We start from the raw sequence: 18,640 nt of genomic DNA, 5'->3' as shown, positions 1-18,640 counted from the left end.
TCAGCTACTGTTTTATTATCCACTTTACAGAATTCCTGCGTGGTTGCTCCTGTTGGTGTTTGCGGGTCACTTAACGTAACTGTTACCGCTAGTCTTGTTGGGCTTTCGCAAGTACCTACTTTTAAGGATCCGTAATATACTTTATTGTTTTCAAGAAATGCCGTAGAAGAAATTGCGTTTATACCTGTTGCATCATCATACCACGTCACACCTGATTCTGTTGTTGCCAAATCAGCTACTGTTTTATTATCCACTTTACAGAATTCCTGTGTGGTTGCTCCCGTTGGGGTTTGCGGGTCACTTAACGTAACCGTTACCGCCAAACGTGTTGGGCTCTCGCAGGTTCCTACCTTTAGCGAACCGTAATACACTTTATTATTTTCCAAAAGGGTTGTGGAAGGAATTACGTTTACTCCTGACGCATCATCGTACCACGTCACACCTGATTCTGTTGTTTTCAAATCAGCCACAGTTTTATTATCCACTTTACAAAATTCCTGTGCTGTTGCTCCCGTTGGTGTTTGAGGATCATTAATCGTTACGGTTACCGCCAATCGTGTTGTACTTTCGCAACTTATTAGTCGTAAGGCTCTTGAAGCAGCATAATAGGTTTTGTTGTTTTCAAGTACTGTATTTCCCGGAATAACATTTCCTGCTGTCGCAGCGTCATACCAGGTTACATTATTCTTTTCGGAAGTTACTAAATCACTAACATAATTATTATTGGCTTTACAGAATTGCTGATTTGAATCTCCTGTTGGAGCTATCGGAGCATCAACGATTTCTACTGTTACGGGCAAACTTCTGCTTTCACATATTCCTAATTTTAAAGTACCATAATATATTTTATTATTTTCAAGTGCTTGTGTGGCTGGCAAAGCCATTCGTCCTATAAATGAGTCTGGTTTATCGTACCAGGTTACCCCTGTTTCGTTAGTCTTCAAATCACCTACTGTAGGGTTATTTTCTTTACAAAACATTTGTCCCGAAATTCCCGTTGGTACTTTAGGATCATTGAGGGTTACCGTTACCGCTAACCTTACAGGACTTTCACATGTTCCTGCTTTCAGAGAACCATAATAAGTTGTTCCGTTGGCTAAAGCTGTAGTCACTGGGATTACATTTCCTTTTGTAGCAGTATCATACCATGTTACGTCTTTTTCTATAGTTACCAAATCAGCAACAGTATTATTATCTACTTTACAAAATTCCTGTGTTGTCGCTCCGGTTGGGGTTTTCGGGTCACTTAAAGTTACCGTAACGGCCAAACGGGTTGGGCTTTCGCAGGTTCCTGCTTTTAGCGAACCGTAATACACTTTATTATTTTCCAAAAGGGTTGTGGAAGGAATTGCGTTTACTCCTGTCGCATCATCATACCACGTCACACCCGATTCAGCAGTTTTCAAATCAGTCACCGTTTTATTATCCACTTTACAGAATTCCTGTGTGGCTGCACCCGTTGGCGTTTGAGGATCACTTAAAGTTACCGTTACGGCCAATCGTGTTGGACTCTCACAGCTTCCTTCCTTTAGCGTACCATAATATGTCTTGTTGTTTTCTAGTAATGTCGTAGAAGAAATTGCGTTTATACCTGTTGCATCATCATACCACATCACGCCTGTTTCCGTAGTTTTCAAATCAGCTATCGTTTTATTGTCTACTTTACAGAATTCCTGTGTAGTTGCTCCTGTTGGGGTTTGCGGATCATGTAATTTTACCGTTACCGCCAATCGGGTTGGACTTTCGCAGGTTCCTGCTTTTAGCGAACCGTAATACACTTTATTATTTTCCAGAACTGTTGTTGGCAGAATTGCATTTCCTTCTTTCGCAGCATCATACCAGGTCACACCTGATTCTGTTGTTGCTAAATCAGCTATCGTTTTATTGTCTACTTTACAGAATTCCTGCGTGGTTGATCCTGTTGGCGTTTGCGGGTCACTTAAAGTTACCGTAACGGCCAAACGGGTTGGGCTTTCGCAGGTTCCTACTTTTAGTGAACCGTAATACACTTTATTGTTTTCCAAAACTGTCGTTAAGGGAACTACTGTTGTTCCATCAGCAGCATCATACCAAGTCACATCACTTTCGTTCGTTGCCAAATCAGCTACCGTTTTGTTATCTATTTTACAGAACTCCTGTGTAGTATGTGCAGTTGTTGGTGTTTGAGGATCACTTAAAGTTACTGTTACCGCCAAACGTGTTGGACTTTCACAAGTTCCCACTTTTAGCGAACCGTAATACACTTTATTGTTTTCCAAAACTGTCGTTAACGGAACTACTGTCGTTCCATCAGCAGCATCATACCACGTCACATCACTTTCGTTCGTTGCCAAATCAGCTATCGTTTTGTTATCCACTTTACAGAATTCCTGTGTGGTTGCACCCGTTGGTGTTTTTGGATCACTGATAGTCACTGTTACCGCAAATCTAACTGGACTATCACACGCTAACCAATTATTGGGAGATCCAGAATAAATTCTGGAAACACCGTAATAAACCGTTCCATTCTTTAAAGCAGTATCTGGTGTTAATTCATTTCCTACTGTTGCAGCATCATACCATCTCACAACGGACTCCATTTTTCCGGTTAACGGATTTAACTGTTTAAATATTCCTTCTTTTGTAACTAAATCTGAAATCTTTGGATTATTTACTTTGCAGAATTCCTGACCGGCAGAACCTGTTGGGGTCTGCGAATTCGAGATATTTACATTTACCCTCAATCTTTGGCTCTCACAAGTACCCACCTTTAGGGCACCCCAATAAATTTTATTTTCAAGAGCTGTTGTTGGTGCTACTATATTTCCATTACTATCGTACCATATAACTCCTGATTCAGTTGTTCTTAAGTCTGAAACTTTTGGATTATTACCCTGGCAAAATTGCTGATTCTCCTCTCCTGTTGGGGTTTTCGGATCATTAACCTTTACGGTTACCGCAAATCTGGCTGGACTCTCACAAGTTCCCGTTTTTAAAGAACCGTAATAGATTTTATTATTTTCCAAAACTGTGGTTGAAGGAACTACTGTTCCATCTGTTGCAGCATCATACCACGTCACGCCTGTTTCTGCTGTAACCAGATTGGATACTTTAGCATTTTCTGATTTACAAAATTCCTGCGACGCCGGCCCTGTCGGGGTTTGCGGATCATAGACTGTTATGTTGGTTGACCCTGTAAAATAACAGCCTCCTAAAGATGTCATTTCTACTTTGTATGTACCACTATCTGCTACCGTTAAATTATCTAATGCTAAATTTGTAGTATTATAAACGGTTCCATTTGGTATCGTCCACTTTATCCATTGCAGAGGCCCCATTGGATTAATTCCTAATCGTAAATTCTCCCCTTTGCAATAGGAAGTCTTGCCTCCGGCGATCAGTGGCGATGGTGGAAATCTTAAAATTAAGGGCTGCACTACCTCATAACAGGCAGTTTTTACTTTTACCTCATAATTACCAGCAGGCAAATCTTTAAATACAGCAGTTGCCTGTCCTGTGGCAGGATAATCAGCATCTGTCTCTTTTTTGATAAAATAAAGGGCTGTTGCATCTACTTTATCTACTTTAGCATACAAATCTCCGGTAGTTTTTCCGGAACAAACAATTCCTCCGGATTGAGACAAATCAAAGGAAGGAAAATTAGAAAGTACATCTAAAGAAGCAGTCTTTGTATTTTCAAACAAATCACTTGCCGTAAGAAACCTGTTACCGATCGATGTTTTTGATAGCCCGATCTCATAATTTCCGGATACCTGCTCCGGAAATGTAAAGCTATAAGTTCCTCCTCTTAAATAATTAGCATTGTAACCCGCATTATAACTCAGCCCATATACAGGTCCCTTGATTATTCCGGGATAAATATAAGAAGTACCATAGGCACGTAAGCATTCATCATTTATAGTTCCATTCCCTACATAAGAAACCTTTACATCCACCTTTTTTATATAACGTTCACAAGTCACCAAAGAGGGGGTATACGAAACATTAGTAATTTCAGCAGAGGTCAGATAATCACTCAGGACAACATCAAAAATTTCATCAAAACAACCGGAATCCTGAACTCTAATTTTATAGGCACCGGGTGTTAAGTTATTTCCTAACCTGTACGTGCCAATGTAACCGCTAACTTTTTCAAATGCCAATGGCGAGGGTCCACTTATAAGGCTAACTGTAACTTTTCCCAGTAATCCTCTCGCTCCCTCAGGAGCTTTCATTACCAGGGCCGATTTACCAAAATTCTGCGTACTTGTGCTTTTATAAAAAACCACACTATTTCGTACATTGGGATCCTCCGGAGAAAAATAGAACGGATCTATAAATATATTATTGGGACCACCCAGAGAGGGCTTTGGAGTGATACTATTCGAAGTCCAATTAGAAAAAGAATAATCCGCTACTTCAGCACCCGTTTTATCCGTAAGCTTAAAACTGTATGTTTTACCAATATCAAATAAAGGCCAATTATCCTGACCAACGATAGAAGTCGTTTTACTGTTGGCTGCATGATCAGTAACTTCTAGTGTATACGGCCTACATCCTCCCTGAGCACTAGTCCGCATTTGAACTTTACCTGTACCCGCATTACAGCCTGTATAAGCCGCAGGATCATCAGAAAATATAAAACTTCCCCATCTGAAAGGTGTTGTTTTTTCAAGATTAGATGCCCCATAATCCAGTGTAACTGTTTTTGAGATTCCACAAAATGTCGCTGTATAGCGAACCAATCCCCATTTTGAACGATCAGAAGGCAAGGGGTAGCTGTCTGCAATCCTTGTTAAATTATCATATACGTCCCATAAGGCACCGTTTTGAATCTCCACTTTATAAATAAAAGCAGGTTCTCCCCAAAAATACTTATTATTATTAATAATTCCACTCGTAATAGAAGCTGTAATACGTCTGCTGTCAACAGAAGCACTTTTGATGCCTGAACAAATATCATCCGGAGTATTATAGATTATACTCGCCCCCAAAAAAGGAGACGATAAAGAAAAATCAGTCAGTATTTCATTTGGAGCAATATTTACTGTTGTAAGACTATAAACGGTGGTATTACACCTGTCTGTAATTTTTAATTTATAAGTACCGGGCAGCACCCCTGCAAATTCTCCCGTAATGGCAGAGGACATTACTGTTATGTTTTGTATTTCGCTCCCATCAGAAGCATTTAGCAACGTTGCCACATAAGGTGCATTTCCTCCTGAGGCCCCAACAAAGACTTTTCCCAAAGGATTTTGATCTGTACCGCAATAAAGATAATTCCTTCCATAAAAAGAATCGATAAGCAGCGGAGTTTCTACATAGGTACTTTTGATATTTATAGGCGTAGCTGCCTTAATAAATGTAGTTCCATCATAGTAACCATAATAATAATCACCTGTTTCCAGATTTGTAATATGCGGATTAACAGATCTGATTACTTTCGTTTCGTCGTAAGGGAGTTTTGCCACGGCGTACGTAATGGGCGCTGTTACATTTGTAATGGTAATATCAATAATACCGTCTCCTACGCAGGCTGCCGGAGTAGCGGTAGCGGTGATAGTAGTTTGGGCATGAACTGCCAGATGGCATAAAAAAAGGATTCCTGTTAGTACTCTCAGTAATTTCATTTTTTTTGTTTTTACATTTCCTTCCAGTTTTGTTTTTTGCAAAGCGAAGCGTTATTAAATTTTAAAAAAATATATTAGAAGTATATTTATATTTCTAAATGTTAATCGCTCTCAAAGATGTTATTGCAGGCTGGAATTTTTTGCAAAATTAGATTACTGTGCCCTGTGTAAAGTTCCATTCGTTATAAGTGGCATAACGACGTAATAAGTGGTTACTGAAAGTTTTTAGCGGTAAAGACAAAATCGCAACAGGAAAACCGGGTGAAAACAAAAATAATATTATTCGTACATAAAACCGTAGTAATTATCGGGCTGGATTTAACCACACTTAACCGCAAAGTCCGCAAGGGTAAAAACGCAATCCCGATAGCTATCGGGAGCAAAGCTTAAAATTAAACTTTGTGTATCTGATAGCTATCGGGATAGCGGTCTTTGCGGTTAAATACCGTTATATGATAGTGTTATTTCTTTATAAACCCTACGATTATAAACTCGCTTCTTCTGTTAATGGCATGTTCTTCTTCTGTACAACTTATGCCATCAACACATTTGTTTAAGATCATCATTTCTCCGTAACCCCGGCCTGATAGTCTTTCGCGATCAATTCCGCCTTCTTTTACCAGCCAGTCTACGGTCGACTGGGCTCTTAAATTAGAAAGTTTAAGGTTGTAAGCAGCACTCTGCCGACTGTCGGTATGTGCCCTGACATCGATGATAATATTTGGTTTTAATTTCATAAACTCCGCCACTTTGGCCAGTTCAGGGACCGCATCTTCCCTAATAGCAGCTTTATCTACATCGAAATAAATATCACTGAAATTTAATAGTTTTGCCAGATCGACGCCCACCTCCAATTTTCGCATTTTTTGGCCCATGGGCAAGATAAAAGGTTTCTTTTCGATACCAAAATTGGTGAAAAAGCTTTTTTCGATCGTTTCGAAATCTTCGCTTTCGGCCCTGATATAGTAGGTTTTGCCCGCTTTTAACTGATCTAATTTACAGGATCCCAAGTCGTTTGTAACCACTTTGGCTACCAGATTCATCTTTTCATCAAACAGGGAAATTGCAGCATTCGGAATTGGGTAATTTGTTTCTTTATCGATCAGGTTTAGATCAATCGTTTTATTAGAATCTGTTTGTAAAGGTTTGTCTTCGGTGAACTTATAAATATCATCGAAGCCAAGTCCCATGTTGCGGTTGGAAGAGAAAAAACCTTTATTCGATTTTGGATTAACGTAATAACAAAAATCATCGAAGGAACTGTTTACGGGTTCTCCAAGATTTACTATTCTGGAGAGCGAACCGTCCGGATTAATCTGAGATACATAAATATCCAGTCCTCCTAATCCTAATTGTCCGCTGGAAGAAAAGTACAATTTATTGTCTTCTGATACGAACGGGAAAGTTTCACGTTCTTCCGTGTTAATTTCCGGTCCTAAGTTCTCCGGTTTTGAATAACTGTCATCCTGATAAATTTTCACTTTAAACAAATCAGACTGGCCTAATGTTCCGGGCATATTCGAAGCAAAATATAAGGTCTTCTCATCAGGACTCAATGCCGGATGCGCGACGCTGTACTCATTACTGTTAAAAGGAAGTTCTTTAATGTCCTGCCATTCTCCGTTTCTGTAGCTTGCTTTGTAAATTTTAAGGAGAATCACATCATCACTACTCTTCCTTATCTTTCCATTTAAATAATTGTTACGGGTAAAATACACCGTCTTGCCGTCTTTGGTAAATACCGGAGTGGATTCATTAAATTTAGAACTCAGTTTTTTAGAAAACAATTGCGGTTCTCCCAGGGTGCCGTCTTTGCCCACTTTGGAAACCAATAAATTAGTATAGGCCTGATTGTCCCACTTGTTTCGTTTTTTTGCGCCTTTGAAGTTTATTCTCGAAGAAGCAAAAACAAAGTTATTTTTAAAAAAAGCGGCACCATATTCCGAATACATTGTATTGATTCCGGTATGCTGTAACGTATACCTGCCGGAATTCATCTTAATTTCCTCTAAATAATCTTTATTATTGATATACAATTTTGCCCTGATCTCGTTCTCTGACTGCTTCGCAAATAAATTCAAATACTCGTCTGCTTTCTCCTGGTTTCCGGCCGATTTTAAAGTTTGGGAGTATCTGTAATAATATTCGGGATTGACAAAATTATCCGCCTTTTTGGTATTCATTTTAAACAATTGCGTGTACCACTTGTTCGCCTCGGGCAACTGACCGTTGAAATAATAGGAGTTGCCTAATTTCTGAAATAATTCTTTCGATTTATAACCTCTTTCAGCTACTTTTTTATAAATTTCAATCGCATCTATATAGGCTAAGTTATCGTATTTTTCATTGGCTTTCCTTATTTTACTTTCCTGTGAAAAAGCAAAAAATGTTGCGCTCAAAAATAACAAAAGGAATGTTCTTGTTTTCATTATACTATTTTAAAAGAATCTTGGTGAAAAAACTTTATTGATTTTTTTAGATAACTCAAATCGCAGAAAAATTTCATGCGAACCGGAATTGTAGTTACCTAAGTTGGTCGTATCGGCATCGTAGGCATAACCGGCAAATAATCCGGGTGTAATTTGAAATCCCGCCAATGCACTAACCGCTGCATCCCATCTGTAGGAGACTCCTAAAGTCAGTTTTTCGTAAAACAGGAAGTTAGCGGATACATTGACCTGCAATGGACTACCCGAAACAAAATCAGTCAGGATCGCCGGTTTAAATTTGAGATTATAAGACAGATCAAAAACATGACCTGCCATGAGGTAATACTGCATTCTGCGCTCTACTACAGATTGTTTATCCGCATTGTATCCTTTGGTTTCCAACAGCCTGGGAACCGAAATTCCGACATAGGTATTCTCTGATTTAAGATAGATACCTGCCCCTATATTAGGTGAAAATTCGCTGTTACCATTATACTGATAGCGGGGATCATTGGCATCATACTGTGTTAGTTTTGTATAATCAATATTCAATACATCAGCACTTGCTTTAAGACCGAAAAAAAGTCTGTAATCGTAATTCAATCTCACATTGTAAGACATATCGGCTGAAACGGAGGTTTCAATGGAAGGTCCAATATTGTTATTGATTACGGAAAGTCCCAGACCCATCTGATCGGATACGGGACTGTTTACCGCAAAAGTCATTGTTTTGGGAGCGCCTTCCAGTCCTACCCATTGTGTTCTGTATAAACCCGTTATACTCAATACTTCCCGGCTTCCTGCATAAGCGGGATTTAGTACTGCCGTATTGTACATATATTGTGTATACTGAGAGTTTTGCTGGGCAGCAGCATTAAGCCCGCTCAGTAAAAACCCTATGACTAAAATGCCTGCAATTTTTTTTAACTGTGTGTAAAGTAACATGATTTGTTTTTTTTTGTGATATTAAATGAAGTGAAATGCAACAGGTCTACTATTCCATGCAATCGTTTAGTTTCGATCTGTCCTTATTTATTTGTTTTAGCTGCAATCTGTTTAGAAAACGCAGTGACTTTCAAAAAAACACACCTTATTTCAAAAAATCAATCCTGAAAAAGTGTGCTGCTTTTTATGTCCTTCCAATAAATGACCTGTTTTCTTAGAATTAGGGCAAAAGTAGTACAGCCCCATTAACAAAAGGGGGTACTTGTAACAAACGGTTCCTTAATGAAATAAGTGGTCAATAAAGGTTGTAAACGAGACGATTAACGGGATAGAGAGAGGTAGTATTAGTAAACCCGGCAGTTTTTTAGAACCTGTCGGGCTTGTTGGAGCGCAGATTTCAGGTCCTGTTTTTTAGTAGTATCGGTTAAAAACAAACCGGACAGGTTAAAAAACCTGTCCGGTTTGTAGAAACTATTATTCAGGGCTGGCAGCATCTAAATAATAAACCGGTATTGTGATGATTACTCGTGTACCACAGGGTTTGCCGTCTTTTTCCAAATCAATTATTTGCAAACGGTGGCTTTTTTTTCTGAGCTTGCTTAAAATTCTGAATCTTTCTTCAATAATTAGTGACGCAACAGACTTGTGAACATCGTTTTGTTCATTTCCTGATTTGCTTCTGCCAACCCCGTTATCTTCAATGATAATGTTAAGGGTATTGTTTTGCTGGTACATTTCGATTAACAGCTCTTTTTTGTTCCTGCTTGGATTTAAGCCATGCAGGATGGCGTTTTCAATAATGGTTTGTACTACCATTACCGGGATTTCAATCCTTTTCAGATCCAGTGTTTCGTCTATTTTATAGGTGACGAACAATTCATTATTGCTTCTGATCTGTTCAAATTCCAGGTATGTTTTTATATAGTTAATTTCTTCTTCGAGCGAAATGATTTTATCCCGGGTTACTTCCAGAGTAGACCGCATTAGTCTGGAGAATTTGATGAGGAAGAAATTGGCTTCTTCTACCCCTTTTGTAAATAAAAGCGCCTGCAAATTGTTGAGTGCATTGAATAAAAAATGCGGTTTCATTTGATTTTTCAGTGATTTCAGTTCCAGCGTAATAAGCTCTAATTTTAGTTTTTCCCTTTTATTCATTCTCCTTTTAAAGTAGCGGAGAAAGATAAAAACTAATACTAAATACAATAGTACTACTGCTGTAAAAAACGCCCTTGTTTCCCAAAAATAAGGCTTAATAACGAAACTGACCTTGTCAAATGATTTAATAGTGGAATCTTTTAAATTTCGGGAACACACTTCAAAAAGGTAGTCTCCGTGCGGCAAATCATCAAAGAAAACGTTTCGGTTGCTTAACTTTTTCCAGGAAGTATCACCATAGTTTTTATTTTTTATCAATCTGTAAAATACTTCAAAACAGTCCCTGTTGCCAAATGTCCGCAGTGAAGTTCTTATCAGAATATTATCGTATTTGCCCTGATCAATAATTTTATCAGCAACATTCAATATCGATTTTTCTTTTACTATAAAATCAATAACCTGAATTTGTGCTTTAGGCATCTTATAGAGATAACTGTTTTTCAATACTGAAATACCATTATCCGTAAGGACAATTACTTTGTCTTTCTCAAAAATAAAATCTGAAATTTTACCGCGTAAAACGCCTTCTTCAAAATTTATATTATTTAAAAAAGTCCATTTATCTTTCTTTTTTTCATAAATCGTAATGTCCTTGTAAGAGGCGAAATAGACTTTATTATCATTATACTGAATGAAATAACAATTATTTTTAAGTCGTATTCTCTGCTTTATTTTCAATTGATTGTCTAAAAAATAAACCATTCTGGCACCTGTGCCAACAATAATACCTTCCTTAAATTTTCTAATAAAATCAGCCTGTTTTATTGAAAAGGTTTTGTTTACTTTTTTTGTTTTCAGATCGTATGAAGCGATCATTTCCTCATTGGAAAATACTGCTAAATTATTTTTTACACAAAAATGATTAAAACGAACATTGGTAAAATCAAAAGAGATTTTTTCTTCCTTTTCGCTTTTAATGGTATTTTTATCTACCGCAAACAAAGTATTATCAATATTTAAAAATGTTTTTTCCAGGTTTGGTAATGAAGAGACCGCAGAAAAACGAAAATCTTTTATTTCATCATTATAAATGTATTTCCCTTTGCTGGAAATTAGACAAATGCCATCATTAAAATAAAATAAATTGAAGAGCTTTTCGTCAAATTGACGAATGCTTTTTACCTGGTAGGTTTCTAAATCCAAAAATCCAAATAAGTTCGTATTGGTGATAAAAAATAATTTGTTCTTTACCAGACGGCTTTTATTTATAAAAATGTCGTTTGAACCAAATAAACTGCTATTTAACTTATTCTGAATTTCCAGGCTGCTGTATTTAATGTAATACAGTTTGTTTTTATCATCGATAAGCCACAGATTTTTATTGGAATCAACAAAAACGGACTTAAATTTCTCTCCTTTTATCTGAATTAAATCCGCTATATTTTTGAAATTTCTGTCGTTTCTTTCTTTATCAGCGGCCACAAGTGTATCCTCACTTTTATAAAAAGGTGTGATTCGTTTTAAATCATCAATCAGAAAATCCAGTTTACTGTAATACGCACTTTTTACTGCATTTTTATTGTTGCCTGCTATTTTATCCGCCTGGGTAAACAAACCATAATCGCGTAAAGACATTTCTTTGGCACCGGGATCATAAAATGGTTTAAGTGTAAACTGCTTTTTGCTATCGATAACAAAATGACTTTTAAAAAGTCGGTCATAGCCCGTAAAAACCTTATTGGTTTTATCAAAGTGCAGCGAATCAATATCACTCTTTTTGACGGTATAGTTCAGAAAGGAATTTCCGGGAGTTAGCAAATAACATGTACCATTTGAAAGGGAACTAAAGTATACCGTACCTTTTTTCTCAAAGCAAAAGACGAGACCAGGAATTTTCTGCGCTTTTTTGATATAATATACTTTACTGTTTTTTATGTAGTTAAGTCCGTAATTGTAGTCGCATGCCCAAACTCTGTTTTGAGAATCTATCTGAATGGAAAATATATTATTGGAGTATAGTCCGTTTTCTATGGAGAAATTTTTAAATACTGTTCCATTGAAGCGTGTAACACCGTTATCGGTGGCTATCCAGATATTATGACGTAATCCTTCTTTTATATCATAAACGTAGTCTGAGGTTAAGCCGTTTCTTGAATCAATAATGTCAAATTTGTTGCGATATTGTGCAACAATACTGCTGCTAATTAATAAAATTAAGACTATTAAAATTTGTTTCATGTCGCTGTTTTTTTGTAATTTTATAAATTTAACAACAGATTATAAATTAAGCCATTATAAAGATATGATATCTAAAATCAATGCAATATTAGTTGATGATGATTTTCAAAATTTAGAGTTATTAAAATTCTTTTTGACTAAATTTTGTCCTTTAATTACTATTGTTGGCCAGGCCAATAATGTTGAGGATTCTATAGCCTTAATTAATAAATTATCTCCTCAGGTTATCTATCTGGATATTCAGCTTCATGAAAAGAATGCCTTTGAAATCTTAGATGCCATAGATTTTTCAGAAATTGAAATCATATTTGTAACCGCTTACAGTGATTATGCACTTAAAGCATTTAAGTACAATGCCATTGATTATATTTTAAAACCTATTAATATTGAAGACATCGTGCTTGCTACTAATAAGGTCATTATGAAACTTGCTGAAAAAAAGCAATTTAACCAATTCTTAAAACAGGAAAATAAAATTCCTGAAAACCAGCCTGATGAAACATCCTCAATTTCAGACAGCAATTATCTGACGATCAACTCTCTGGACAAAATGGTCTTAATGAAAAAGGACACTATTATCTTCTGCAAATCTGATGGAAGATATACTACCTTTTTTCTTGAGAACAATGTAGAACATGTATCCAGTAAAAATTTAGGTGAATATACAGCTGTTCTTAGTACTGCTACATTTTTAAGAATCCATCATTCTTACATCGTCAATTTAAATCACGTCATCAAAATTAATAAAAAGCAGGGATATTACTGTGAAATGTCAAATGGCGCCATGTTACCAATAGCAAGAAGAAGAATAGAAGATTTAAAGAAAGTGCTCAATATATAAGAGTTTGTATTGTAAAACCATAAATAGCTGAAGCACTCTATATTAATGAATATCAAGTATTAAATCTCTATTTTTTGCTAAAAAAACAAGGCTCTAATTTCTGTTATAAAAAATTTGTACAGGGAATGCTGTTTATGCAACAGCACTACCCACCCCTGTACAATTCTTTTCCTATCACCTATTAAAAAGGAAAAGCAAAATGCAAGTTGTATAAGTAAAAAACCCTACCTGCACCATTTTAAAAAACTCCAAAAAACATTTAAAAATTCGTATCAATGAAAATCATTTTCATCAGCTATTCCAATTTTTATTAAATTTAATCTGTAAAAGCTGTTCATTGAAATCATAATCTTCATCGATTAAAAAAGTGAAATATTTAATTTTTCATTACAAACTTAGCACCTCAGTTTTACATTTTTTATGCATTTTAAATAAGTGGCGCATTTATGAAACAAAAGGCAGGTTGAAACAAAAATTGGTAGTGAAGCCTCTGTAACAATCTGAGGAGCTTAGTCACAAAAGAGAATTTATTTTCTGGCAGCAAACGTATTTACTTTTAAATAAGCGTTAGAGTGTAAAAAGAATTCTAAAATAGAAAGTAAAATTAACACGCGTTAATGACTTCGTTTTAAAACATTCCGTTTTTTGGGTAAAAAAAATGAGGAGCATAAAGCTCCTCATTCATTGCATTAATTACAATTCAGTTCCTGAAATAAAGATATTGCCAGTATCTAAAATTTATAATTAAGCCCGGCTGTTGCAATACCTTTATAGCCGTATCCAAGTTCAATAAATCCGCCAAACTTTTTACCTACTCTCAGACCAACCGGATTGATTTGATAAGCGAAACCAACTTCATTACTGGAATAAGAACCTCCTTTTTCTTTTGTGGAGCCTGATAATACCCCCAAACCTCCTGAACCGTAAAAATTAAGCAGCGGAGTCCTGATATAGCTAAATTCCCCTGTTACTAACCCCATGATGTAATTCGTATTTCGAGTAACGCTCCTGGCATTTGGAGTCTTTGTCTGAAACGTATCCTCTGATTTTAGATAACTAATATCTGCTCCTACTTTCAGACGCTCATTAATCGCATAGCGATACCCCAATTCAAACATCCCCACGGTCTTATTTTTGGCGTCTTTATATTTAACCCCACTAATACCTGAAGCAATTGCAGTACTGAATGCATCAGCAAAACCATCCCCAAGCTTAATGAATGTTGCATCACTGTAACCAATTCTTATTTCATTTTTTTCTGTATCCTGAGCTTTTGCAATCGTTGCGCACAACAATAGTACTGATAAGACAATAACTTTTTTCATAATTTACAAATATTAAAAATTAAACATATTGAAGTTTAGATACCTGATAAGTACTAAAATGATGCATCATTTAATCTGGCGATAAACTTACTTCCGCAAAATTATGTTTGTACTATGAATTAATTTATCGTGTTTAAACTGTTTGCCCGGCTATGCAATAACTGGAGATATCAGCGCAATAAGTGGTAAAACAGGAACGCTGTAAATTAATTATTCTGCGCACCATGATGCGTTACCCGTATTTACATTCATTAGCATAGTCCAATAATATTTCCTGCGTCTGAAACACTTTTTCCAAAGTATCGTTACTGACCTTCATTATTTATACGATTAAAAAAACTGATGTATTTAAAATACAGCATGTAAATAAAAAAAACGTCCCGAGGGAACGTTTTTTTAGTACTCTTAATTTATATAATTCAGCGCTTTGCTTTTGATCCATACGGACAGCGCTTTATCAGATAATTGATTGTTGCCAGATAGGAATCCACATCACTTCCAAAAGAATTCCTGGATACTGCATATATATTCATTCCCTTATCATTAAAAAGATTTAAAATGATTTTAGTATCATAATTGATGATTGTTGTCGTACTGTTTGAACTGTATTCCTTAGCATATGCATTCGCATTTTCTTTCTTTCCGTCTTTCTTCTTTGCTGCCATGACATTCTGGGTTACAAAACCATTCTGCTGCGTGGAAGCTCCTGAATTTCTGATATTGGCTGTTCCGTACACCACAATTTCAACAGCCAGTAATTCTGCCATTTCCTTTGGACTGATCGCTTTTAAACTGGAATAGGGAAGTTTGTGCTTCGCCAGTAAGTTATTTGTGGTTATAGGATCCTGCAATTCCAGTCCGCTGGTATATTTTTTTATGGAAAGGTAGGTTTCTGCCTGCAGCTGTTCGCCTAATAAATATGAATCAAGGCTTGGGTCATTCGATATCAATTCAAAAGGAAGAACCGCTATTTTTCCTTTGCGATCAGCAGGTAATGATTGCCGGGTATCGGGTTCGGGCTTGCCGAAATAATTTATGATTTCTGTTCTTCCGGAAGCAAAAACAATTTTATTAATATCTGCTTTTTCCAATTCATATTCAAGGTCTTCTCCTGTATATACGAATTTAACCGTATTGCCTTTTAAGGAAAGTATGGTTCCTTCTTTTTTTTCTCCATTGATCATAAAAATGGTGTCCTCTGCCTTTTTTGTGCTTTGGCCAACAACAAAAATACTGTTGCTGAAAATGATGATACAAAGCAGTGGTTTTAATTTGTTTACTAATCTTATCATGGTAATTACTTGAATTTATCTTTTTTTAAGTATTTGTAGCAGAAAAGCGTGTTACTGCCCCGTTATAATCTTTAGGTATTTTTGTGCCAGATCTGTCATTAAAAACATAATTTCATTCCTGTCTTTTGCTTCTAACGTTTTTACAAACTGAGCATCTTCGATACAGTAGATTTTAAAGTCCCTGATATATTCATTTGGAATGTGCAGTCTTTCTGTATAATAGTCATCGTCAAAGAGGTATTCTATTTTTGAAAACAGACGCTCTTTCTCTTCGATCTTTAATTCCTTTTCTAACATTTTTCCTCGTCCGGAAAACATATTTAGCAGCGCATCCCCTCCGGAAGATGCTGTATATAATTTTCGTTCTGCCGGTGTATATTTCTTCGTTCCGTAGGGAATAATGCCCATACTTTCTGCGGTTATATTCGGGTGTTTGTTTATGGCTACTTCTTTTAATTCAATACTTTTTACGACCATTTTTACCAAAATTAAATTTCCTTTAAGATCTTCTGCCGTAACTACCCGGCCTACAGGTTCCAGATTTACTGCTGAAAAAAATAATTCATCTCCTTCCTTTGCTAAAAGCGAGAACATTCCGCTTTCATCGGTTGCAGCAGTCATGTGAGTGGAACTATTTAAAACGGTAACAGATTTATTAATAATGGCATTCGAATCTTCTATTAAAATTTTTCCCGAAATTTTCTTCGGCTTGACAGTCTGCCCGTAAGTTACCTTTACTGCTAAAAAAGTTAGCAGCAGGAAAAAGAACAATGGAGATAATTTCATTTCTTAAACAGGTTTAAAAATTTAATTTATTATAAAAGAAACAGCTACCAATGACATTTAAATCAGCATTCACTTGCCGGCTGATTGCTGCTTTTCAAAGGATAAAGCTGACAAATTAAGTTCATCCGGCACAAAATGTAAGCTACAATTAAACAGAAATCATGTTCCGCGATATAAATGGTATCAGTTGAGAAAAAACTGGTTGTTATAGCCTGTAAATCTCTGTCGCAGTTTCCAGTCGCGGTCTCAGTGACCTGGCGTGAAGGTGAAAATCGCAGTCTTACATTCTCATATTCTTCATTTCACATTTTGGTAAAAACTATTATTCCAAAAAAAAAGAGACCTTAATAGATCTCCTTCTTTGCATTTCTTTATGTTTTTTCTTTTTTGTTCTTTAAAAGATGGTCGGAATTAAATATTCTTCCATGATTTTATCGACCTGTTTTTCTCCATAAGGCGTATTATAGGCTTCTGAAGTGATCACAATTACGATCGGTTTATCTTTGAAAATAAAAATTCTGTTCCCGCCATTACCGCTTGAATAGTACACTTCATATTCTGCACCTTTTACTTTGTAGGTTTTATTCCAAAACAGATACCCGTAGTATTCACCATCCCCTATTTTTATTTGGTGGGATAAACTTTTTGTTACCCAGTCTTCTGACAGGATTTGTTTGCCATTCCAGCTTCCTTTATTTTTGTATAATTGTCCATATTTTGCATAGTCCAGCGATCGTAATTGCAGGCTGCCTGCTGTATTAGCGACTTTTTGAGGTGTATACTGCCATTTGTAATCTGTAATACCCAATGGATGAAACAATTTTTCGTCGGCATATTTTTCCAAACCATCTGGAACGGATTTGTGAATAATGTCGCCCAGTACTATAACGCCTGCTGTAAAATAATCCCATCGTTTCTGTGCTGCTTTTGTTTTGTCAACAGCCAGGTTTAGTGTGAAATCTACCCAATTGTCTGCAGCATACATATTTTCTTCATTACCAGGTGACTCCTGATTCATATCTGAACCGTCAAAAGCGGAACTCATAGTGAGTAAACTTTGTACTGTAATACTATCTTTGGATGGGGAATAGTTTTGAAAGCTTTTTAGATTGTAAAAATCTTTTAAGGTTTGTGTTTCGCTTTTTATATAACCGTCTTTGATGGCAATTCCCAGAAGCGTTGATGCAAATGATTTCCCGACAGATCGTGTGTCGTGAAGTGTGTTTCTGTTTTCTTCATTAAAATACTCTTCAATTAAGAGCTTACCGTCTTTTATAACGACAATACTTGTTACATTTTTATATGCTTTTGTTAAGATTTTCCGATTTAGTTCTTCGAGTTTAACGTGATCTGTTTTTTCTGTTGAAACTGGCCAGTCGGTAAGAAGTTCAATATTCTGAACCTTGACCCGTTTTTCGTCTATTATAATTTTTGGAACTATAATTTTTATCTGGCCCTGGGCAATAATTTTACCTGCCAGTACTTCTGTTGTTTTCAGGTAAGGTCTGATCTCGATTTTTAGATGATGTTCTCCGTCTGTCAATGCTTCCTGTCCTCCATTCGCCAGAAATCTATTCCAGAGAAATCTGCCCCATGAATCTTCATTGGCGACACTTATTAACGGAACGCGTAAAACTTTTTTCTGATTTTTACTGTCCGCACTTCCTGCATTGGCATTTAGATTCTCAACATAAACCTTTTTGCCGTCTACGAAAAATGAAAATTGATAGTTGCCATTTTTAGTAAGCTCGTCAGCCGTTGACTTGGGAGAAAGTAAATGAAGACTATTCGTCAGCGAATTTTTAAGAAAAATTCTGATATCAAGATTGCTGTTCTCTTTTAATTCAAAGGTTGTCAGGAAGTCAGACTTCTTAAATTTTTCAATGGGAATATTCTCCCGCATGAAAGCAATTTTGCCAACGTTTGCTTTGTGAACAGGATATGTTATTTTATCGCTTTTTACAAAGGCTGCTGTCTGTCCGAACAGGCTGCATGTGGTCATGAAAATGGTAGTCAATATGCCAAGCTGTCTTATCCTGTTCTTATTCTTTAGTATTTGCATTGTTCTCTTTTTATAAAT

8 protein-coding genes and 1 pseudogene are annotated in these 18,640 nt (G+C 36.2%); 1 reads left to right on the top strand and 8 read right to left on the bottom strand.

Annotated features, from left to right (window positions below):
* From GJU43_RS22025 to GJU43_RS22010, 4 genes and pseudogenes are all read right to left on the bottom strand, one after another.
* Positions 1-5,609: pseudogene (locus GJU43_RS22025) on the bottom strand (hypothetical protein); the annotation flags it as partial.
* A 461-nt stretch (positions 5,610-6,070) separates the two neighbouring features.
* Positions 6,071-8,038 (bottom strand): OmpA family protein, encoded by a 1,968-nt coding sequence (locus GJU43_RS22020; RefSeq protein WP_154344026.1) that lies wholly within the window; start codon positions 8,036-8,038, stop codon positions 6,071-6,073.
* Between the two features lie 9 nt (positions 8,039-8,047).
* Positions 8,048-8,983, bottom strand: a complete 936-nt coding sequence (locus GJU43_RS22015; protein WP_154344024.1) for a type IX secretion system membrane protein PorP/SprF — start codon at positions 8,981-8,983, stop codon at positions 8,048-8,050.
* A gap of 474 nt (positions 8,984-9,457) precedes the next feature.
* The gene (locus GJU43_RS22010; RefSeq protein ID WP_154344022.1) at positions 9,458-12,316 is read right to left on the bottom strand and encodes a histidine kinase; all 2,859 of its coding nucleotides are present in this window, start codon (positions 12,314-12,316) and stop codon (positions 9,458-9,460) included.
* Between GJU43_RS22010 and GJU43_RS22005 the strand changes: the two genes are divergently transcribed.
* Positions 12,315-13,157: a LytTR family DNA-binding domain-containing protein gene (locus GJU43_RS22005; RefSeq protein ID WP_195760085.1), complete on the top strand. Its 843-nt coding sequence runs from the start codon at positions 12,315-12,317 to the stop codon at positions 13,155-13,157. The two genes, GJU43_RS22010 and GJU43_RS22005, sit on opposite strands and share 2 nt — an antisense overlap.
* Positions 13,158-13,888: 731 nt before the next feature.
* Here the strand turns inward: GJU43_RS22005 and GJU43_RS22000 are convergent.
* From GJU43_RS22000 to GJU43_RS21985, 4 genes are all read right to left on the bottom strand, one after another.
* Positions 13,889-14,482: an outer membrane beta-barrel protein gene (locus tag GJU43_RS22000; RefSeq protein ID WP_154344018.1), complete on the bottom strand. Its 594-nt coding sequence runs from the start codon at positions 14,480-14,482 to the stop codon at positions 13,889-13,891.
* Positions 14,483-14,901: 419 nt separating this feature from the next.
* A complete protein-coding gene (locus tag GJU43_RS21995; protein WP_154344016.1) occupies positions 14,902-15,774 on the bottom strand; it encodes a hypothetical protein in 873 nt (290 codons plus the stop codon).
* Between the two features lie 51 nt (positions 15,775-15,825).
* Entirely contained in the window at positions 15,826-16,560 is a 735-nt protein-coding gene (locus GJU43_RS21990) for a hypothetical protein (protein WP_154344015.1), read from the bottom strand.
* Between the two features lie 394 nt (positions 16,561-16,954).
* Positions 16,955-18,622 (bottom strand): serine hydrolase, encoded by a 1,668-nt coding sequence (locus GJU43_RS21985; RefSeq protein WP_154344013.1) that lies wholly within the window; start codon positions 18,620-18,622, stop codon positions 16,955-16,957.
* Between the last annotated feature and the right edge of the window lie 18 nt (positions 18,623-18,640).

This window comes from Flavobacterium sp. LC2016-23, assembly GCF_009674775.1.
In the GTDB taxonomy this organism is placed as follows: Bacteria; Bacteroidota; Bacteroidia; order Flavobacteriales; family Flavobacteriaceae; genus Flavobacterium.
Note: the sequence above shows the minus strand (reverse complement) of the source record. Positions and strands in the feature narration are given on the sequence as shown.